Source organism: Microbispora sp. NPDC046933 (assembly GCF_040644635.1).
Taxonomy (GTDB): Bacteria; Actinomycetota; Actinomycetes; order Streptosporangiales; family Streptosporangiaceae; genus Microbispora.
This window is the reverse complement of sequence record NZ_JBEYWW010000025.1, coordinates 110,473-128,881: the sequence shown is the minus strand read 5'-3', so window position 1 is coordinate 128,881 and position 18,409 is coordinate 110,473. Positions and strand designations below refer to the sequence as shown.

The 18,409-nt window shown below is 70.4% G+C and carries 20 protein-coding genes; 14 read left to right on the top strand and 6 right to left on the bottom strand.

What is annotated here, in order from left to right; translation table 11 throughout:
- Nucleotides 1-8: 8 nt before the first annotated feature.
- Entirely contained in the window at nucleotides 9-803 is a 795-nt protein-coding gene (locus tag ABZ857_RS29845; RefSeq protein ID WP_357049140.1) for a hypothetical protein, read from the bottom strand.
- Nucleotides 804-1,047: 244 nt separating this feature from the next.
- On the opposite strand from ABZ857_RS29845, the gene ABZ857_RS29840 reads away from it, so the two are divergent.
- The 6 genes from ABZ857_RS29840 (at nucleotide 1,048) to ABZ857_RS29815 (ending at nucleotide 5,828) form a co-directional block, all read left to right on the top strand.
- Complete coding sequence (locus ABZ857_RS29840) at nucleotides 1,048-2,046, top strand: small ribosomal subunit Rsm22 family protein (RefSeq protein ID WP_357049137.1); 999 nt, start codon at nucleotides 1,048-1,050, stop codon at nucleotides 2,044-2,046.
- A gap of 346 nt (nucleotides 2,047-2,392) precedes the next feature.
- The gene (locus tag ABZ857_RS29835; protein WP_357049134.1) at nucleotides 2,393-3,694 is read left to right on the top strand and encodes a GAF domain-containing SpoIIE family protein phosphatase; all 1,302 of its coding nucleotides are present in this window, start codon (nucleotides 2,393-2,395) and stop codon (nucleotides 3,692-3,694) included.
- Complete coding sequence (locus ABZ857_RS29830; protein ID WP_357049131.1) at nucleotides 3,684-4,043, top strand: STAS domain-containing protein; 360 nt, start codon at nucleotides 3,684-3,686, stop codon at nucleotides 4,041-4,043. Before ABZ857_RS29835 ends, ABZ857_RS29830 begins: the two co-directional genes overlap by 11 nt.
- Before the next feature lie 357 nt (nucleotides 4,044-4,400).
- Nucleotides 4,401-4,697 (top strand): winged helix-turn-helix domain-containing protein, encoded by a 297-nt coding sequence (locus ABZ857_RS29825; protein WP_357049128.1) that lies wholly within the window; start codon nucleotides 4,401-4,403, stop codon nucleotides 4,695-4,697.
- On the top strand, nucleotides 4,694-4,987 hold the full coding sequence (locus tag ABZ857_RS29820; protein WP_357049124.1) for a hypothetical protein: 294 nt from the start codon (nucleotides 4,694-4,696) through the stop codon (nucleotides 4,985-4,987). The genes ABZ857_RS29825 and ABZ857_RS29820 overlap by 4 nt, the downstream gene beginning before the upstream one ends.
- A gap of 1 nt (nucleotide 4,988) precedes the next feature.
- The gene (locus ABZ857_RS29815) at nucleotides 4,989-5,828 is read left to right on the top strand and encodes a hypothetical protein (protein WP_357049121.1); all 840 of its coding nucleotides are present in this window, start codon (nucleotides 4,989-4,991) and stop codon (nucleotides 5,826-5,828) included.
- A 52-nt stretch (nucleotides 5,829-5,880) separates the two neighbouring features.
- Here ABZ857_RS29815 and ABZ857_RS29810 read toward each other — a convergent pair whose 3' ends face one another.
- From ABZ857_RS29810 to ABZ857_RS29790, 5 genes are all read right to left on the bottom strand, one after another.
- A complete protein-coding gene (locus ABZ857_RS29810; protein ID WP_357049118.1) occupies nucleotides 5,881-6,171 on the bottom strand; it encodes a hypothetical protein in 291 nt (96 codons plus the stop codon).
- 152 nt (nucleotides 6,172-6,323) lie between these two features.
- Nucleotides 6,324-6,710 carry a hypothetical protein gene (locus ABZ857_RS29805; RefSeq protein ID WP_357049115.1) on the bottom strand — a complete coding sequence of 129 codons (387 nt, stop codon included), beginning with the start codon at nucleotides 6,708-6,710 and terminating at the stop codon, nucleotides 6,324-6,326.
- 241 nt (nucleotides 6,711-6,951) lie between these two features.
- Nucleotides 6,952-7,347, bottom strand: coding sequence for a hypothetical protein (locus ABZ857_RS29800; RefSeq protein ID WP_357049112.1), 396 nt, complete (start codon nucleotides 7,345-7,347; stop codon nucleotides 6,952-6,954).
- Nucleotides 7,347-7,718 (bottom strand): hypothetical protein, encoded by a 372-nt coding sequence (locus ABZ857_RS29795; protein WP_357049109.1) that lies wholly within the window; start codon nucleotides 7,716-7,718, stop codon nucleotides 7,347-7,349. Before ABZ857_RS29795 ends, ABZ857_RS29800 begins: the two co-directional genes overlap by 1 nt.
- Before the next feature lie 116 nt (nucleotides 7,719-7,834).
- Nucleotides 7,835-10,177, bottom strand: coding sequence for a family 43 glycosylhydrolase (locus tag ABZ857_RS29790; protein ID WP_357049106.1), 2,343 nt, complete (start codon nucleotides 10,175-10,177; stop codon nucleotides 7,835-7,837).
- Between the two features lie 221 nt (nucleotides 10,178-10,398).
- Between ABZ857_RS29790 and ABZ857_RS29785 the strand changes: the two genes are divergently transcribed.
- The 8 genes from ABZ857_RS29785 (at nucleotide 10,399) to ABZ857_RS29750 (ending at nucleotide 18,356) form a co-directional block, all read left to right on the top strand.
- The gene (locus ABZ857_RS29785; RefSeq protein ID WP_357049103.1) at nucleotides 10,399-11,574 is read left to right on the top strand and encodes an ROK family transcriptional regulator; all 1,176 of its coding nucleotides are present in this window, start codon (nucleotides 10,399-10,401) and stop codon (nucleotides 11,572-11,574) included.
- A complete protein-coding gene (locus ABZ857_RS29780) occupies nucleotides 11,574-12,374 on the top strand; it encodes an ABC transporter permease (RefSeq protein WP_357049100.1) in 801 nt (266 codons plus the stop codon). The genes ABZ857_RS29785 and ABZ857_RS29780 overlap by 1 nt, the downstream gene beginning before the upstream one ends.
- Nucleotides 12,371-13,168, top strand: a complete 798-nt coding sequence (locus ABZ857_RS29775) for an ABC transporter ATP-binding protein (RefSeq protein ID WP_357049098.1) — start codon at nucleotides 12,371-12,373, stop codon at nucleotides 13,166-13,168. Before ABZ857_RS29780 ends, ABZ857_RS29775 begins: the two co-directional genes overlap by 4 nt.
- Nucleotides 13,165-14,163 carry an aliphatic sulfonate ABC transporter substrate-binding protein gene (locus ABZ857_RS29770; protein WP_357049095.1) on the top strand — a complete coding sequence of 333 codons (999 nt, stop codon included), beginning with the start codon at nucleotides 13,165-13,167 and terminating at the stop codon, nucleotides 14,161-14,163. Before ABZ857_RS29775 ends, ABZ857_RS29770 begins: the two co-directional genes overlap by 4 nt.
- Complete coding sequence (locus ABZ857_RS29765; protein WP_357049092.1) at nucleotides 14,160-15,629, top strand: sulfatase-like hydrolase/transferase; 1,470 nt, start codon at nucleotides 14,160-14,162, stop codon at nucleotides 15,627-15,629. Before ABZ857_RS29770 ends, ABZ857_RS29765 begins: the two co-directional genes overlap by 4 nt.
- The gene (locus ABZ857_RS29760) at nucleotides 15,626-17,059 is read left to right on the top strand and encodes a sulfatase (protein ID WP_357049089.1); all 1,434 of its coding nucleotides are present in this window, start codon (nucleotides 15,626-15,628) and stop codon (nucleotides 17,057-17,059) included. Before ABZ857_RS29765 ends, ABZ857_RS29760 begins: the two co-directional genes overlap by 4 nt.
- Before the next feature lie 2 nt (nucleotides 17,060-17,061).
- The gene (locus tag ABZ857_RS29755) at nucleotides 17,062-17,991 is read left to right on the top strand and encodes a formylglycine-generating enzyme family protein (protein WP_357049086.1); all 930 of its coding nucleotides are present in this window, start codon (nucleotides 17,062-17,064) and stop codon (nucleotides 17,989-17,991) included.
- 146 nt (nucleotides 17,992-18,137) lie between these two features.
- The gene (locus ABZ857_RS29750; RefSeq protein WP_357049083.1) at nucleotides 18,138-18,356 is read left to right on the top strand and encodes a hypothetical protein; all 219 of its coding nucleotides are present in this window, start codon (nucleotides 18,138-18,140) and stop codon (nucleotides 18,354-18,356) included.
- Nucleotides 18,357-18,409: the final 53 nt, after the last annotated feature.

The window sequence follows — 18,409 nt, the reverse complement described above, 5'->3', positions numbered from 1 at the left end:
GTGAGACGTCAGGAGCAGCCGACGCGTCCGGTGCTCAGGGCGATGTCGTCCACCCAGAGGTCGTACGCCGCCGGGGAGGGGTTCGGCTGGTAGAGCTGCCAGCCGATCTTGACGGTGTCGAAGCGGGGGAACACGAAGTCGACGTCGTTGCCGCCGTGGCCGCGGGTGGACACGGTCAGGTCGGGCTTGGGCACGCCGTCGAACCAGAGCGAGATCGTGTTGTCGGCGGGGTCCATCCGCCACTCGACGCACTGCCACACGTCCGCCCGCGACGGGGCCGACTCGCGCCAGTTGGTCCAGTCGCCGGTGGGGCCGCCGTCCGCGCCGACGCCCCACAGGTCCTTGCCGAGCGTGGGGACGTACTGGCCGCCGAGTGGCCGGACGATCTCCGGGCCCGCGCCGGTGGCCTCGACCAGCGTGTAGTGGGCCCAGTCGGGCGCGGTGGGGAACGCCTTGACGCGCAGCCGAAGGCGGCCGTAGAAGCCGTTGCCGGGCGGGGCGAAGTCGTCCACCCTGAGGAACGCCCGGCCGTTGCCCTCGGTGTGGATGTGCAGCACCTTCTGGCCGCGGGCGCCGCGCTCCACCGTGAGCGTGCCGTGCCTGGTGTCCACGCCCCACCTGAGGCTCGCCGCGCCGCCGACCGGCAGTGACTGGAAGTCCTCGCAGAACAGCGTGCCGCCCTTCGCGCAGGTCCCCGGCCCATGATCCGGCCCGTTGGAGGCGGAGGCGGAGGCGGAGGCGGCCGAGGTCGCCGTCAGCGGCAGCAGCAGGGCCAGGCAGGCCGCGGGTAACAGTCGTCGCACGACGCGCTCCTTTTCCCGGTGACAAGGGCAGAAGTAACGTACGACATTTGGGAGCGCTCCCATAGATCTGCGTGGAAGATCGATGAAAGGGACGGATCGCGCGGATAATCTACGCGTGAAGGGACCTTCCCGGCGATTATTTCTCCAGTTCAGCGGCCTCGCCGATCGCGAGGGCGGGTCCTGCACGGTGGCCGTACGGCTGGGCGCTTCGACAGCCTGAGCGGGGCCGGGCATCATGAACGCCGTGTCCACCCTGCCTGACGACCTCGACGACGCGCTGGAAGCGTCGCTCGGACGCTTCCCGATGGCCGAACTGACGCGAAGCGTGCAGACGCTCATCCGGCAGTATCGGGAGGGCTTCGACCGGAGCGTGCCCGCGCTGAACTCGGAGGTCGCGGTCGCGGCGTACGCCGGATATCGCATGCCGGCGACCTACAGCGCCGTGCGCGCGGCGCTGCGCCAGGTCGCCCTGCTGGCTCCCGGTTTCGCGCCGCAGACCCAGGTGGACGTGGGCGGCGGCACGGGCAGCGCGCTGTGGGCCGCGAGCGCTGTCTGGCCGACGCTGCGCACGGTCACCGTCCTGGAGCAGTCGCCCTTCGCCATCGCCTTCGGGCGGCGGCTGGCCGGTCGCGCCCCCGCGGCGGCCGTACGCGAGGCGCGCTGGCAGCAGGCGTTCGTCGACCGGAGCGTGCCCGCGCCGGCGGCCGACCTGGTCACGATGTCCTACGTGCTCGGCGAGCTGTCGCCCGCCGTCCAGGACGACGTGGTCCGATCGCTGGCACGGGGAGCGGCCGGGGACGCGGCCATGCTGGTGATCGTCGAGCCCGGCACGCCCGCCGGGTACGCCCGGATCGCGGCGGCCCGGCGGCTGCTGGCGGAGTCGGGCCTGCACGTGGTGGCGCCCTGCCCGCACGACGGCGAGTGCCCGATCCGCCCGGACCAGGACTGGTGTCACTTCGCGGTGCGCCTCAACCGCACCGCCCTGCATCGGCGGGTCAAGGACGGCACGCTGAGCTTCGAGGACGAGAAGTTCTCCTACGTCGCGGCGTCGGCCCGGCCGTGGCCGCGGGCCGAGAGCCGGATCCTGCGCCATCCCCTCAAGCGCAAGGGGCTGGTGACGCTGCGCCTGTGCACGGCCGAGGACGGGCTGGCCGACCGCGCGGTCTCCAAGCGGCAGGGCGAGACCTACCGCGAGGCGCGCGACGTCGTCTGGGGCGACGCCTGGCCGCCGCCCGCCGAATAGTGCCGTGACCGGTGCCGGGCCTCGCCCTGCGCCGCGTCCGCGGCCTGGTGCAGCGCCATCACATGGATGTGACCTTCGCCGGTCGCTCATTGTCACCGACACATGAGAAGGGGAGGCGCCGAGCACTACTGGCGTCTGCACACACAGCCACGCCGGCGCTGGGAGCGCGAGGTGCCGCACACCGGCCGTACCGGGTCGGCGAGTCCGGCAGGTCAGGGAAGGAACAGTTCAACGGTTTCGTAGGATAGGGCAAATCATTCACCGGCACGGCGGGCCCAGGCCCCGGCCCGGTGGGACGGGAAGGAGCCCCGAGGTCAGCACCGTCGACGAAGCGACCAGCAGGCCGATGCCGCTCGCCCCCACCGCGGAGGAGCGCCGCCTCGCGGCCGTGCGCCGCTACGCCGCACTGGAGACCGCCTCGGGCACCGCGTTCGACCGGGTGGCCGCCCTGGCCGCGCGGATCTTCCACGCCCCCTTCGCCACCGTGACGATCGTCGGTCACGACACGGTCCGCGTCATCGCCGCGCACGGGCTGTCACCGCGTCGCGGGCTCGTCGAGAGCCTGTGCGCCGCGGCCGTACGGCACGGCGGCGGCTCGTACGTCGTCCATGACGCGCTGCTGCACCCTCACGCGGCCGGCGACCCGGCGGTGCGCGGCGAGCCGGGCATCCGTTTCTACGCCGCCGCGCTGATCACGACGCCCGACGGCGAGGCCCTGGGCAGCGTCAACGTCATGGACGTGCGCCCTCGTGAGGGCGGCGAGGAGGAGCTGGCCTGCCTGCGGGACCTGGCCGAGCTGGTCATGGACGAGCTCGAGGTGCGGCTGGCCACACACCGCACGGTCGAGGTCGAAAGGGAGCTGCGCGCGGGCGCCGAGCGGCTGGCCCGCACCCTGCAGCGCACCCTGCTCCCGCCGGCGCTGCCCCGGGTGCCCGGACTGTGCGCGGCCGCCGCCTACCACCCCGTCTCGGCCGACGAGGTGGGCGGCGACTTCTACGACCTGTTCCCCCTCGACGGCGACCGGTGGGGGTTCTTCCTCGGTGACGTCTGCGGCAAGGGCGCCGATGCCGCCGCGCTGACGTCGCTGGTCCGCTACACCCTGCGCGCCGCGGCCGTCTACGACGCCGACCCGCACGCGGTGCTGGCGAACCTCGACGCGGTCCTGCAACAGGAGCACGCGGGCGGCGCGGCCCCCGCGCCGTACTGCACGGCGGTCTTCGGCGTCCTGCAGCCCGACGGCGACGGGTTCGGTGTCACGCTCGCCACCGGGGGTCACCCCCCGGCGCTCGCGGTGCGCGCGAACGGCGACGTCGAGCCCATCCATCCGGCCGGGGGGCAGCTCATCGGCATCCTGCGCAATCCCCACTTCGCCCAGGTGAGCGCGCGCCTGAACGCCGGTGACGCGCTGCTGCTCTACACCGACGGCCTCACCGAGGCGCGGACGCCGTCCGGCTCGATGCTCGACGAGGACGGGCTGACCGCGTATCTCGCCGCCGCCGGGCCCACGAGCGCCGACGCCCTCCTGACCACCGTGCACGACCTGATCACGGCCTTGGGCAAGGGGGTGTCCGACGACACCGCGATCCTCGCCCTGTCCGTCCCGCCCGCCACTCGAACGCCGTCCTCCGGGAGTCTCGGTGCAGCATGACAACGGTCTGACCGTCAGCCTCCAGCCGCACACCTCCGGGCCGCGCCTGCTGGTCGTGGCCGGTGACCTGGATCATCACACCACTCCACGCCTGCGGGCGGCCCTGGAGGGGGTCGAGTTCGGCCCGGACGCCGACCTGGTGATCGACCTGTCCGGCCTGACCTTCTGCGACTCCACCGGCATCGCCACGCTGGTCGCGGCCCACCAGCGTGCCCACGACGCGGGTGCCGCCCTGCTCCTGGCCGGTCTGGACCCGGACATCGCCCGCGTCTTCCAGATCATGGGCCTCGACCAGTTGCTCTCCTTCTACGACAGCACGGAAGAGGCCGTACGCGCGCTGAGTAAATGAGCAGGGGGCCGGTGACCTCTCTCAGGGGGGCGGTTCGCGAGTAACTGTCCCTTTCGTCGTTGAGGTTGAAAGAGGCGGGCCGGTCAGGGGGTTCGCTGCTGGGCCACGGGCGCGGCTGACCAGGCGTTTCCGCCGCGTGCACGCTTTGGGTGTCCGGCACGACCAGGCTCGGATCGGCTAATCGTCGGCGTTTCTCCCGTGTCTGCCATCGCAGCACACTTAGGCCCGCCGACGGGCCGTAACGCTACAAATGCACACGATCACAGTGCGCAGTTCGGGCGTACGAGGCTGTTCCAAACGCACTGACATGTGTAAGTTATCGCTGACACGTGTCAGCACAAGCCAGAAGGGAGCACTATGAGCTCCGATCTTGTTGGGGTGCTGGCAGCGCTGGCGAGCCCGCAGCGGCTGCGGTTGATCGCGGCACTGGCCAGTGGCAGCAACTACGTCAGTCAGTTGGCTCGTGAGCTCCAGCTGAGCCGGCCGTTGGTGCACATGCACCTGCGCCGGCTGGAAGAGGTGGGGCTTGTCGTCGGCCGGATGGAGCTGTCCGCTGACGGCAAGGCGATGCGGTTCTTCGATGTCGCGCCGTTCGCCTATCAGCTCACCCCGGAAGCGATCCAGGACGCGGTACGAACAATGGAGGAGAAGTGACTCAATCGGCGGACGAGAGCATCGACCTGGTGCCTTGGCAGGGCACTTTCGTATTTTTGATCACACTCGCCGTGGTGGCCCTGCTGGCGGTTTACGTGACCAGGCAGTGGCGCCGCGCGTGGGAGGCCCGGGCCGCGGTCGACCGCGACAACGCGTTGCGTGATCTCGCGGTGAAGTCCGTCGCCGCCCAGCAGGCGCAGGCGGATGAGATAGCTGCGCTGCGCTCAGAGGTGGCTGCGGTGAAAGCGGACACGGGCGGGATCCACGAGCTGCTCCGCAGCGTGAGCTGACATGCGAAGAGTTCTGTTATGGACGGCCGCGTCTTTACTGGTGGCGGCCTCCATACTCGCGCTGCTGACGTTCACCTACTTCTGGCGCTCGCCGGCCTATTACTCGCAGCCGCTGGCGACATCCCCCGCGGAAGCGCGCATCATTCCACGGTCGCAGTACTCCGCAGAGCACCGCCGTCCCTACACCTACCGCCATGGCAACGTCGTCATCTTCGGGGCTGAACACAAGCCCGCATCCGTCGATCAGCAGCTCCGGCAGATCGACGAGATGTGGCGGGAGCTGCGCCCCACCGTTGCCCTGGTCGAAGGCAGGTTGGGATTCCTCGCGCCGGGCTTTATGGATCCGGTGGAGCACTACGGCGAGTCGGGTCACGTGTACGCACTGGCGAAGAAGGACGATGTGCAGGCGTACACATGGGAGCAGCCGCTTGACGAGCACATCACCGATCTCGCCCGCGTGCACGCGAAGGACCGGGTAGCGCTCTTCATGGTGTTGCGGCCCTACTTCAGTAAGCTTCGGTTCGGCAAACCTGAGTCGCCGGAGGCCTTCATACAGGAGTTCCTCGGCCGGGCGGATCACCCAGCGATACGCGGAGAGATCAATAGCGTCGCCGACATCGACCGCATCTGGCAGCGCGATTTCGCCGGCGGCAAAGACTGGCGGGACGTGTCCGACGAGACCGATCTCCCCGGCTATCTCGAGCAACTGACCGAAGATTCCAACGATCAACGTAACAGGTATCTGGTCCGCCTCGTCTCCCATCTCAGCGCCGCAGGTGAACGAGTGTTCGTAATCTGCGGCTCCAGTCACGCCGTACTAATAGAGCCGGCCTTGACGTGACCGTTGCTGTCAATGACCCACCGTTCGGGCATCCGCCTCGCGAACCGCTCTCTCAGAGGGGCGCGGCGGCGACGGCGACCGCGATGTTCTGCCTGATGTCGCAGTTCCTGACCCGGCGGCAGAAACCGTCCGCCACGCTGGTCGCCCCGCCCGCGGTGCTGGCCGCGGTGTGCTGGTGACCCCGATTCCGGGTGGGGCTGTCCAGATAGACGATGTTCCGGTTGCGGGTGCCGTTGCCGACGGAGGCCGGGCCGTCCCCGTCCCCCCGCCCGGCCCGCGCGTTCGCGGGAGCGGTGAGGAGGACCTGCGCGGCGGCGACCGCGACGAGGACGGCGGCGAACACCGGGACACGCCGAGATGCGCCGCATGAATGAAGCATCCGCCACCGCCCCGTCCGCCCGCCGAGATTCGGTCACACCGTAGCTTCCGCGTCGGTCCTGTCGGTGTTCCCCGGCGTGCGTGTCCCGCCAAGTTCTCGGCTGTTTTGCGGCGCCGTCAGCGTCCGTTGATCACGGTGCCGTTCGTCCTGGGGGAGCTCTGGTTACGGCCCCAGAGGTTCTGGGAGCCCCGGCAGCCGGGGCGGCGCCGGCAGTTGGCGGCCTGGGTGTTCACCGACGCGTCCACGCCCGTGATGACCTGCTGAGCGCCCGTCATGTTCCGCTGGCTGCCGACGAGCAGGGAGTTCAGGTTGTTCTGGCCGTTGTTGATCACATATCTCGAGTTGGCGCCGTTTCCGTCGCCACCTCCCCATCCCCGGCTCGTCGCCGCGTCCGCGCTCACGGGGGAGATCGCGACGCCCGCGCTGGTGAACGCCAGCGCGGTCAGCGCCAGCAGTCGCGCCGCCGGGCCGGTGAGCGCGTGTCGCCCCCTCTGACGAGCCATGTTCTCCTGAGCCTTTCCCTGTCGTCCGCCAAGGAGATCCGTTCGCACGGACCTGCCGGGCACCTACCCCGGGGTGACGCGCTCGTCACGGCCGCTGGACGAGGATTAGGACCTCCCAACGGAACGATCTCCGTTTGCGTGCTTGGGGGCCAGGACGGAAAGACGCTGTTCATCGTGGCCGCCGAGTGGCGCATGCCCGAGATGGTGCCACCGGGAACCGGGCAAGTGCTCTCGACCCCGGTCACGGTGCCCGGCGCAGGCTGGCCGTAGACGTTCGACGCCCCGGGATCCGCGCGTCCGGAACGCTGATCATTTCACTTTGCCGGTCCGATGCCCGTATTCGCTGCGTCACGTCGCAGAAGCGGGACCACCGTCTGCAGATCGTGCTCTGCGCGTTCGAGACACCGCTGACGCCGACCGTCCCCTGCTGGATGCCGGCCCCGCTTCTCGCGCTGCCCACCGTCAGCTGGCTGACGTTGCGTATTCCGTTGCCCACACGGACGGTGGCGCTGTTGCCGTTGCGGTCGCCGTTCCCGGCCGCGGGGGCGACCGCCGCGTGCCCGGCGGCGGTCGGCGGCAACGCGGCGAGTGCCGCCGCCGCGATCGTGACCGCCGCCAGGGCGGGGCCGGCGCGCATCAGCGCGTCGCCGCCCGCCGGGACGGCCTGGCCGCGCCGCCCTGGGCGCGGATGTCCTGCGACAGCGCGCAGAGCCGGCCGCGTGGCCTGCACAGGCCGCCCTGCACGCTGCTGAGCCCGCCCACTCCCGCCGAGAACTGGTGGAGGTCGCCGCGCAGGCGCGTGCTGCCCATCGCCACCATGTTCCGGTTGGCCGAGCCGTTGCCCACGCGTACGGCGGAGCGGTTCCCGTTGCCGTCACCGGCCGCCGCCGCGCCCGCGTTCACCGGCGCCGCCAGGGCCAGAGACAGCGCGAGGGCGAGCGTCACCGCCGCCGCGGGCCGTCGCGGAAGGGAGCCAGGGAGTCCCGTGAGGGTGTGGATGATCGGCATCGAGGTGCCTCTACCCCGCCCGCGGGCCCGCGCCCCGGCTCCGGCGGAAACCGCAGCGGATCATTCCCCGCGCATTGAGCGGCCGCCCCTCGGGTCAAGGGGCGGCCGGTCGCCGGTTATCGGCTGGTCACCTCGTACGTCCGCAGGTAGTCGAACGTCGCGGTGGCACCGGCCATGTTCATCGAGATCAGGCCGATCCTCACCGGCCCGGTGCGCGGGAGCGACCAGGTGCCGCCCCAGATCCAGTGAGTGCCGTCGGTGCTCGACGCCATGCGGACGTCGTGCTCGCCGTTCTCCTGGTCGTAGTGGTAGAGCAGCCGCAGCCAGGTCGTCTCCGCGGCCGGGCCGCCGAACATGGGCGCGTTGGCGACCGCGGTGGGCGGGGTGGTGCCCGGACGCGGCCCCTCCTTGCCGAACTCGGTCTGGTGCAGCACCGCGCCGTTGCCCTGGTTGAGCGGCAGGATCGAGTGGGTCAGCTTCAGCCACCTGTCGTCGTTCTCGTACAGCAGCAGACCGGCCTGCTGGTTGCCCTTCGTGCCGTTGAAGGTGAGCTTCGTCTCGACGGCGAAGTCACCCTGCGGTGCGTCGCGGAGCAGGATCGACGCGGTGTTGTTGCCCAGGTACAGCTCGGCGTTCTGGGTCGGCCAGACCAGGGAGCCGTTCGACAGGGTGGCCGACGGGTTGCGGACCTTGGTCCACCCGGTGGGCGAGCCCGTGCCGTCGAACTCGTCGGAGTACGCCGTGAGCCGCTTGCCCAGGACGGGGTCCGGCACCCGCTCGGTCACCGGCCGGTACAGCGGAGCGGCCCCCACGTTGTCGGCGTCGGCGGCGCCGCGCGTGGCCACGCCGATGGCGCCCGAGGTGGGCGCGCCGTCGGGCAGCGTCACGGCGACCGTCGCCACCGGGTCGCCGAGCCGGTCGGCCGACACCGACACGACCAGCGAGTCGCCGCGCCGCTCGGCCGCCACGTTGTGCCAGGAGCCGTAGTCGAACGAGGCCGGCAGCGGGCTGCTCGCCGTCGTCGTCCTGCCGCGCACCTTGGCCGTCACCACGAGCTCTCCGCGCTCGCGGTCGATCCACGCGGTGATGTCGTCGGCGCCGTTCGCACGCGTCACGACGAGCCCGGCCGCGGTGCCGCCCTCGCGTAGCCGCAGGTCGGCCTCCACACGCACGTCACCCTGCACCCGGTCGTCGCTGAGCTCGCTGGTCGAGCCCTTGCCGGTGAGGTAGCCGAGCGAGTCGGGGTCGGAGGCGAGCTTCCACGGCCCGGTCCACCCGTCCTTGCCCCCGATGGACGTGCCGCCCCCGTTGACTGTGCCGCCCCCGTTGAATGTGCTGCCGACGGTCCATGTGGTGACCGGCGCCGGCTGCTCGCCCGTGGACGGCCCGGCCCCGGCCCGTACGACCGGCCAGCCGTCGATCCAGTCGAGCCGGTCGATCATGAGAGGCCGCCGGCTCAGGTTGCTGATGGTCGTGCCCCAGGTCGTCGTGACCGGCCCGAACTCGGGGGCCGACGACGGGATGGCGTGGTAGACCAGCCAGTCCTGCCCGCTGAGGTCGGTCTGGACGGCGTTGTGGCCCGGGCCGGCCCAGCCGTTGCCGTTGGCCGCGAGGACGATGCCGTCCTTGCTGGTCAGGTCCATCAGGTCGACGCCGGTCGGGGTGGTGAACGGCCCGAGCGGGGTGTCGGCGCGGCCGACCTTGACCGTGTAGCCGCTGAACGCGCCGTCGCAGCACCCGGCGTCGGAGTAGAACAGGTAGTACTTGTCGTCGCGCCGGACGACGAAGCCGCCCTCCATGCGGCGCCCACGCGCGATCTGCGTGACCGGGCCGGTGACCTCGGTCGCCTCGGCGTTCATCTTCGCGCCGCAGATCGTGTCGTAGCTGCCCCAGTAGAGGTAGTTGTCGCCGTTCACGTCGGTGTACATGGCCTGGTCGATGTTGCCGGTCGGGCAGCCGCTGCCGCCCGCCGGGACGATCAGCCCGTGATCGGTCCAGGGTCCCGTCGGCCGGGGGCTGGTCGCGAGCGCCACGCCGCCGGTGGAGAGCGCGTACGTCAGGTGGTAGGTCCCGTTCACGTACCGGATGTCCGGCGCCCAGGGGCGGGTGCCGTTCGGCCACCACGACGGGTGGTTCTGTCCGGTGTATACGTCCCCGGCGGACGTCCAGTGCACCATGTCGGGGGACGTGAGCATCGGCAGGATGTGCTCGTTCTTCCCGTCGATCGGGTTCGTGGTGCCGTAGGCGTACCAGAGGCCGTCCTTGCCCCGGATCATCGTGGGGTCGGGGAAGGTCTGCACGACGTCGCCGCTGACGGGGTTGGCGTAGGTGGGTCCGGCCGCCGCCTGCACTGTTGCTGCCTGCACTGTTGTCGCCTGCACTGTCGATGCCTGGGCGGGCAGCGTCGCCGGGACCACGGAGGACGCGAGGAGTAAGGCTCCGATCACCAGTTGTCTCACGGCGAGCACCGTAGACAGGTGAAATTTTTCCGTCGAGACGCCGTCAGAATCCCGTGTCCCATGCGCCCCAGAGGCCGTCGGCGGATGCGGCAGGATGCCTGGGAGCTTGTCGGGGAGGTGTCCGCGCTGGTCAGAGGTATTCGTCAAGATCCCGGACAGATTTCCGGATTCTTTTTGTCGGATGGTTGACGTAAAAAACAGACGAACCTTAGGTTTCCAGCGTGTCAACGACCCCCAACGGCGTGCATGCCCTCGTGCGCCGCTCCCATGAGGAGCGGGTGCTGCGCGTGCTCCGCCAGAACGGCGCGCAGAGCCGTAACGAGATCGCGGCCCGGGTCGGCCTGTCACGCACCACGGTCTCCGAGATCACCAGCGATCTCCTCGGCCGCGGCGCCATCCGCGTCGTCGACACCGACGCCGTGGAGCGCGTGGGCAGCGGCCGGCCGGCCGAGCGGCTCGCGCTCGACCCCGCCTCCGGGCAGTACATGGGCGTCGACTTCGGCCACCGCAGGGTGAACGTCCTGGTGGCCGACGCCGCGCACGACATCATCGCGTCCGGGACCGCCCGCTACGAGGAGTCGGCGCAGTGGCCCGAGCGCCTCGACGCCGGGCTCGCGCTGATCGACCGGCTGAGCGCGGAGACCGGTGTCCACTACGGCGCGCTCCAGGCGATCGGGATCGGCGTGCCGGGGTGGGGCGACCGCTCGCGGGCCGACGGCGTCGCGGACGTGTTCGCCCAGCGCTTCCACGCCGCGGTGATCGTGGACAACAACGTGCGCTTCGCCGGGCTGGCCGAGGCGCTGCACGCCCAGTCCGACTCCGTGCGCGACCTCATCTATCTGCGCCTGTCCGTCGGGGTCGGCGGCGGGCTGGTGGTGGGCGGCCAGCTCGTGCGGGGCTCGAAGGGGCACGCCGGCGAGCTCGGCCACGTGACCGCCGTCCCCGGCGGCGCGCAGTGCCGCTGCGGCAAGCGCGGCTGCGTCGAGACCGTGGCGTCGGTCCCGGCGATCCTCAGACGGTGCCGTGAACTCGGCGTGCCGGTGGACACGCTGGAGGATCTGAAGGCGGCGGTGGAGATCGCCCACCCGATCGTGGACCAGGTGCTCCGCGAGGCCGGCACGGCGGTCGGGCAGGTGCTCGGCACCGCGGCCATGACGCTCAACCCGGACGAGATCGTGCTCGGCGGCGAGATCATCGAGATCGCTCCGGCCCTGCTGCGCCAGGTCGCGGACACCGTCACCTACGAGCTGTCGTGGCGCACCGACGCGGCGCCGGTGATCCGCCCCGCCCTGCTCTCGGACGACGGCGGGGCGCGCGGGGCCATCGCGGCCCTGTTCCACGAGTCCCCCCTGCTCGCCGGATACGAAGCGAACGTCACGACGGACGGAGGCCGATAGTGGCCGTGACCAGTGCGGGCGCCACGAGGGCCGACAACGCCCCCGCCCGGCCGCGCAAGAACAGGACCTTCCTGGTCCTCAACATCATCTCGATCGTGGCCGGAATCGCGATCTGGTGGGGGCTGTCCCTGGCCGGGCTCCAGTTCCCCACGCCGGCCGAGGTCGTGTCGGCCGCCTGGAAGATGATCCAGGACGGCACTCTGGCCACCGACGTCGGCGCCTCGCTCGGGCGCGTGCTGGCCGGGTTCGCCCTCGGCTCGGTCGCGGCGGTGATCGTCGGCTTCGTCATGGGGTGGTACACGGTCGCCCGCGGCCTGTTCGAGCCGTGGATCCAGTTCTTCCGCACCATCCCGCCGCTGGCGATGCTGCCCCTGGTGCTCGTGCTGATGGGCATCGGAGAGAGCCCCAAGATCTTCGTCATCTTCCTGGCGGCCTTCCTGTCCTGCGTCATCTCCACCTACCAGGGCGTGGTGAACGTGGACAAGACGCTCATCAACGCCGCGCGGGTGCTCGGCGCGGGCGACGGGACCATCTTCGGCCGCGTGGTGGTGCCGGCCTCGACGCCGTTCATCCTCGTGGGCATGCGGGTCGGCCTCGGCTCGGCCTGGGGCACGCTGGTGGCCGCCGAGCTCCTGGCCGCGCAGGCCGGGCTCGGCCACCGGATGCAGAGCGCTCAGCTCTACTACGACCTTCCGACGATCTTCGTCGGCATCATCGCGATCGGGGTCCTCGGCCTGATCATGGACCGGCTGCTCATGATCGCCGGCAACAAGCTGACGGCCTGGCAGGAGAACCGATGAGCACTCCCGAGATCACACCCAAGATCTCCGTACGCGACGTCGAGAAGGTCTTCCCGGTCGGGAAGGAGCCGTTCGTCGCGCTCGGGGGCGTCTCGCTGGACATCGCCGACAACGAGTTCGTGACCGTGGTCGGCCCCTCCGGCTGCGGCAAGAGCACGCTGCTCAACATCCTCGCCGGGCTGGAGCAGCCCACCGGCGGCACCGCGCTGGTGGACGGCAAGCCGGTCACCGGCCCCGGCCCCGAGCGCGGCGTCATCTTCCAGCAGTACGCGTTGTTCCCCTGGCTGACCGTCCGCGAGAACGTCGAGTTCGGCATGCGCACCGCGAAGGTCCCCAAGCAGGAGCGGCGGGAGCGGGCCGAGCACTTCATCCGCCTGGTCGGCCTGGAGCAGTTCGCCGACGCGCTGCCCAAGACGCTGTCGGGCGGCATGAAGCAGCGCTGCGCGATCGCCCGCGCCTACGCGGTGAACCCGTCGATCCTGCTCATGGACGAGCCCTTCGGCGCCCTGGACGCGCTGACCCGGGTGCGGCTCCAGGAGCAACTCCTGGACACCTGGAGCAAGGAGCGGCGGACGGTCATGTTCATCACCCACGACGTCGACGAGGCGGTGTTCCTCGCCAACCGGGTGGTCGTCATGGCCGCCAGGCCCGGCCGCATCGCCGAGATCATCGACGTCGATCTCCCCTACCCGCGCGACGAGGACATGAGGCTGAGCCCCGAGTTCGGGGCCCTGCGCAACCGCGTCTGGCACGCGGTGTACCACCAGCGGCAGATCAAGGAGCCCGCGAAATGAAGAAGACACTCCTGGCCGCCGCGGCGGTCGTCGTGGCACTGTCGGCGGCGGCCTGCGGGTCGGACGACTCCGCCGGGCCGGGTGGCTCGGGCGGCGGCACGACCCACGTGAACTTCGGCTACATCGCCGACTTCAACGGCGCGAGCCTGCTCGCCGTGGCCGACAAGCAGGGCCTGTGGAAGAAGCACGGCCTCGACGCCAAGGTCAGCGTGTTCACCAACGGCCCGCTGCAGATCCAGGCGCTGGGCACCGGCGACCTCGACTTCGGCTACATCGGCCCCGGCGCCATGTGGCTGCCCGCCTCCGGCAAGGCCAAGGTCGTCGCGCTGAACACGCTGGGCAACGCCGACCGCGTCATCGCCCAGGCCGGCATCACCTCGCTGGCGGGCCTGAAGGGCAAGACGATCGGCGTGCCCGAGGGCACCTCAGGCGACATGATCCTCACCCTCGCGCTGAAGAAGGCCGGGCTGACCAAGGACGACGTGAAGATCGTCCCGATGGACGCGTCCACCATCGTGTCGGCGTTCACCTCGAAGCAGGTCGACGCGGCCGGCTTCTGGTATCCGGCCATCGCCACGATCAAGAAGACCGTCCCCGACCTGGTCGAGCTGGCCAAGAACGAGGACTTCGCCGACACCGTGTCCTTCCCGACCGCGTTCGTCGCCGGCAACGACGTCGTCGCCAAGGAGAAGGACAAGACCGAGAAGGTCATCGGCGTGCTGCGCGACGCCATCCAGTACCGCAGCGAGCACCTCGACGAGACCGTGGCCGCGACCGCCGAGATGCTCAAGCTGCCGGCCGACCAGGTCAAGGCCGACGCCGCCAACTCCAAGGTGCTGTCGCTGTCCGACCTGGACGGCTACACCAAGGACGGGACGATCGAGAAGTGGCTGAGCGGGATGGGTGACTACTTCGTCGGCGCGGGCAAGCTGCCCTCGGCCGTGGACCCGAAGACGTACTACACCGGCGATCTGTTCACGGGCGCGGCCAAGTGAATGTTCTGTTCCTGATGACCGACCAGCACCGGGCCGACACCCTGGGGGCGTACGGCAACCGTCTCGCCGCGACCCCGGTGCTGGACGAGCTGGCCCGGACCGGGACGCGGTTCGACCGCTGGTACACCCCCACCGCGATCTGCACGCCCGCACGGGCGAGCCTGCTCACCGGGCAGGCGCCGTTCCGGCACAAGCTGCTCGCCAACCACGAGAGGAACGTCGGCTACATCGAGGACCTCCCCGACGACCAGTGGGCCTTCTCCACGGCCCTGCGGGACGCCGGGTACAACTGCGGGCTCATCGGCAAGTGGCACGTCGGGCACCACCGGCGGGCGGCCGACTTCGGGTTCGACGGGCCGGACCTGCCGGGGTGGCACAACCCCGTGGACCACCCCGACTACCTGGACTACCTCAAGGCGAACGACCTGCCGCCTTACGAGATCCACGACCGCATCCGCGGCACGCTGCCGAACGGCGGGCCGGGCAACCTGCTCGCCGCGCGGCTGCGCCAGCCGGTCGAGGCGACGTTCGAGCACTACCTCGCCACCCGGGCGATCGAGATGCTGGAGCGGTACGCCGCCGAGCCGAAGCCGTTCTTCCTGCAGCTCAACTTCTTCGGCCCGCACCTGCCGTACATCGTGCCGGACGAGTACTTCGACATGTTCGACCCCGAGCTGGTCGAGCTGCCCAAGTCGATCGCCGAGACCTTCGCCGGCAAGCCGCCGGTGCAGGCCAACTACAGCGCGCACTGGACGTTCGACACCATGCCGCTGGAGGTGACGCGCAAGCTCATCGCGGTCTACTGGGGCTACGTCGCGCTCATCGACATGGAGATCGGCCGGGTCATGGACGCCATGCGGCGCCTCGGCCTGAACGACGACACGGCCGTGTTCTTCACCTGCGACCACGGCGAGTTCACCGGTGCCCACCGGCTGCACGACAAGGGCCCGGCGATGTACGAGGACATCTACCGCACGCCCGGCCTGCTGCGGATCCCCGGCCAGGAGCCCGGGGTCGTCCGGACGGAGTTCGTCAGCCTGCTGGACTGCACGGCGACCATCCTGGAGCTGGCCGGGATCGACCCCGCGCCCGCGGTCGACTCGCGCAGCCTCGTGCCGCTCGCCTCCACCCACGAGGTGCCGTGGGAGCAGGACATCGTCTGCGAGTTCCACGGGCACCACTTCCCGTACCCGCAGCGGATGATCAGGACGGACCGCTACAAGCTGGTCGTCAACCCCGACTCGACCAACGAGCTGTACGACCTGTTCACCGACCCGGACGAGCTGCTCAACGTCTACGGCCACCCCGAGATGGCGGAGGTGCGCGGACGGCTGATGCGGCGGCTCTACCAGGTGCTTCGCGACCGGGGCGACAACTTCTACCACTGGATGACCTCGATGTACGACGTCGGCGACGTGTCGTACGACCCGACGCTGAGCGGACTGGACGAGGCGACCTACCGGTGAGCAGGCGTCCGAACATCGTCATGATCCTGACCGACGACCACGCGTCGCACGCGGTCGGCGCGTACGGCTCGGTCGTCAACCGGACGCCGCGGATCGACGAGATCGCGGACCTCGGCGTCCGGTTCGACAACTGCTTCGCCACCAACGCGCTGTGCTCGCCCAGCAGGGCCAGCATCCTGACCGGCACGTACTCGCACGTGAACGGCGTGTCGACGCTGGTCACGCCGATCGACGCGGCGCAGCCGACGTTCGTGAGCCAGTTGAAGGCGGCCGGATATCGCACCGCGATCGTCGGCAAGTGGCACATGGGGGACGGCCCGGGGCACGACCCTCAGGGGTTCGACTACTGGGACGTGCTGATCGAGCAGGGGGAGTACTTCGACCCCTCGTTCCTGTCGGAGGAGGGCCTTCGCACCGTCCCCGGCTACGCCACCGACCTCATCACGGACATGGCGCTGAGCTGGGCCGACTCGCTCGACGGCGACGATCCGTACTGCCTGCTGATCTATCACAAGGCGCCGCACCGCCCGTGGGAGCCGGACGACAAGCACGCGGGGATGTACACCGACCCCATCCCCGTTCCCTCGACGTTCGACGACGACTACGCCACGCGCTCGTCGTCGGCCCGGCGGGCCGCCATGCGGATCGCCGAGCACCTCAACGCCGAGGACCTCAAGCAGGACCCGCCCGAGGGGCTGTCGTACGAGGAACTGGCGCTGTGGAAGTACCAGCGCTACATGGAGGACTACCTGGCCGTCGTGGCGTCGGTGGACGACAACGTCGGCCGGGTGGTCGACTGGCTGCGCGACCGTGGGGACCTCGACGACACGTTGCTGATGTACTGCTCCGACCAGGGCTTCTTCCTGGGCGACCACGGGTGGTTCGACAAGCGGTTCATGTACGAGGAGTCGCTGCGGATGCCGCTCGTGCTGAGCTATCCGCGGCGCATCCCGCCCGGTCAGGTGCACACCGGGATCGTCACGAACGTCGACTTCGCGCAGACCGTGCTGGACGCGGCCGGGGTGCCGCACCACCCCCGGATGCAGGGCCGCAGCTTCCTGGGCGACCTGACCGGCGAGCCGGGCCCGCCCCCGGCCGAGGGCATGTACTACCGCTACTGGGAGCACGACGACGTCTTCCACAAGGCGCCGGCCCACTACGGCTACCGGACGTCGCGCTACAAGATCATTTACTTCTACAACGACGGCATGGGCATCCCCGGCACGGGCGCGTTCACCTACCCGGGCGAGTGGGAGCTGTACGACCTGGAGGCCGACCCGGAGGAGCTGCGCAACGTCTACGACGACCCGGCCTACCGCGAGGTCCGCGAGGAGATGAAGGTCCGCATGTGGCGCGCGCAGGCGGCCCTCGGTGACGAGCCGCACCCGAGCCAGCCGGTGCCCCGATCGCTGGAAAGCACGGGAATCTGACCATGTCGGGGAGCTGCTGCACGCCCGCTTCGCCGGGAGAGCCGCTGGAGCCCGTGCGCTTCACCGCGCACGGTGTCCACGGGATCGAGCAGGTGCGCCTGCCCGGCGGGGAGTTCCGGATGGGCGACGCCACCGGCGACGGTAACCCGGGCGACGGCGAGACGCCCGTCCACGCCGTCACCGTGGCGCCGTTCTCGATCGACGCCACGACCGTGACGGTCGCGGACTTCGCCGCCTTCGCCGAGGCGACCGGCTACCGCACCGAGGCGGAGGAGTACGGCTTCTCCGCCGTCTTCCACCTGGTGATGCGCGCCCACCCCGACGACGTGATGGGGCCGGTGCCCGGCACCCCCTGGTGGGTGGGCGTGCGCGGCGCCGACTGGCGCCACCCCGCCGGGCGGCTGTCGGAGGCCGAGCCCGACCACCCGGTGGTCCATGTGAGCTGGAACGACGCGATGGCGTACTGCTCGTGGGCGGGCCGGCGGCTGCCCACCGAGGCCGAGTGGGAGTACGCGTCCCGGGGCGGCCTCGACGGCGCCCGCTACCCCTGGGGAGACGACCTGCACGGTGACCTTCCCGGGGACGAGTGGCGGGTGAACATCTGGCAGGGCGTGTTCCCCACGGAGAACACCCTGGACGACGGCTATCTCACGACCGCCCCGGTTCGCACGTTCGCGCCCAACGCGTACGGGCTGTGGCAGACGGTGGGGAACGTCTGGGAGTGGTGCGCGGACTGGTACGCGCCCGACTACTACGTCTACTCGCCCTCGGACAACCCGCGCGGTCCGCTGCGCGGCAGGGCCCGCGTGCTGCGCGGCGGCTCGTTCCTGTGCCACGACTCCTACTGCAACCGCTACCGCAACTCGGCGCGGTCGTCGAACACCCCCGACTCCTCCATGGCCAACGCCGGGTTCCGCACCGTCGCCCTGTGATCAGGGGTTCGTGAACCTTTCAGCGGCGTCCCGACAGGCGGGCAGGTGGGGACCGGTGCCTCCCGGCGCTCTCTGGCCGCCGCCGGTCCCCGATGCGATAGTGCGGGTGCCGCTCGCCCTGTGGGCGTCTATCCCGGGAGGATCGCATGCGTACGGTACGGGCTCTACTCGTCTCCGCGGCCCTGGCCGCCGGCCTGGTGTCCGTCGGCACGGCGCCGGCGCACGCGGAAAGCATCCGGTACGCCTACTACTACCAGGCGGACTGCTACAACGGCGGCAACCTCGGCATCCAGTGGGGGTGGTGGACCTCCTTCCGCTGCGAATGGGGAACCGGCGGGGGCAACTTCTGGTTCCTCTACGCCTGACGACTCGGTGGACGCCCCGCACCCCCGAGTGCGGGGCGTCCACGCGTTCCCGG

Bases quoted from the DNA above. Each gene is read 5' to 3' on its own strand.
- ABZ857_RS29775 (WP_357049098.1), top strand. From the start codon at position 12,371: ATGAGCACTCCCGAGATCACACCCAAGATCTCCGTACGCGACGTCGAG.
- ABZ857_RS29750 (WP_357049083.1), top strand. From the start codon at position 18,138: ATGCGTACGGTACGGGCTCTACTCGTCTCCGCGGCCCTGGCCGCCGGC.
- ABZ857_RS29800 (WP_357049112.1), bottom strand. From the start codon at position 7,347: ATGCGCGCCGGCCCCGCCCTGGCGGCGGTCACGATCGCGGCGGCGGCA.
- ABZ857_RS29805 (WP_357049115.1), bottom strand. From the start codon at position 6,710: ATGGCTCGTCAGAGGGGGCGACACGCGCTCACCGGCCCGGCGGCGCGA.
- ABZ857_RS29815 (WP_357049121.1), top strand. From the start codon at position 4,989: ATGCGAAGAGTTCTGTTATGGACGGCCGCGTCTTTACTGGTGGCGGCC.
- ABZ857_RS29825 (WP_357049128.1), top strand. From the start codon at position 4,401: ATGAGCTCCGATCTTGTTGGGGTGCTGGCAGCGCTGGCGAGCCCGCAG.
- ABZ857_RS29795 (WP_357049109.1), bottom strand. From the start codon at position 7,718: ATGCCGATCATCCACACCCTCACGGGACTCCCTGGCTCCCTTCCGCGA.
- ABZ857_RS29770 (WP_357049095.1), top strand. From the start codon at position 13,165: ATGAAGAAGACACTCCTGGCCGCCGCGGCGGTCGTCGTGGCACTGTCG.
- ABZ857_RS29755 (WP_357049086.1), top strand. From the start codon at position 17,062: ATGTCGGGGAGCTGCTGCACGCCCGCTTCGCCGGGAGAGCCGCTGGAG.
- ABZ857_RS29835 (WP_357049134.1), top strand. From the start codon at position 2,393: ATGCCGCTCGCCCCCACCGCGGAGGAGCGCCGCCTCGCGGCCGTGCGC.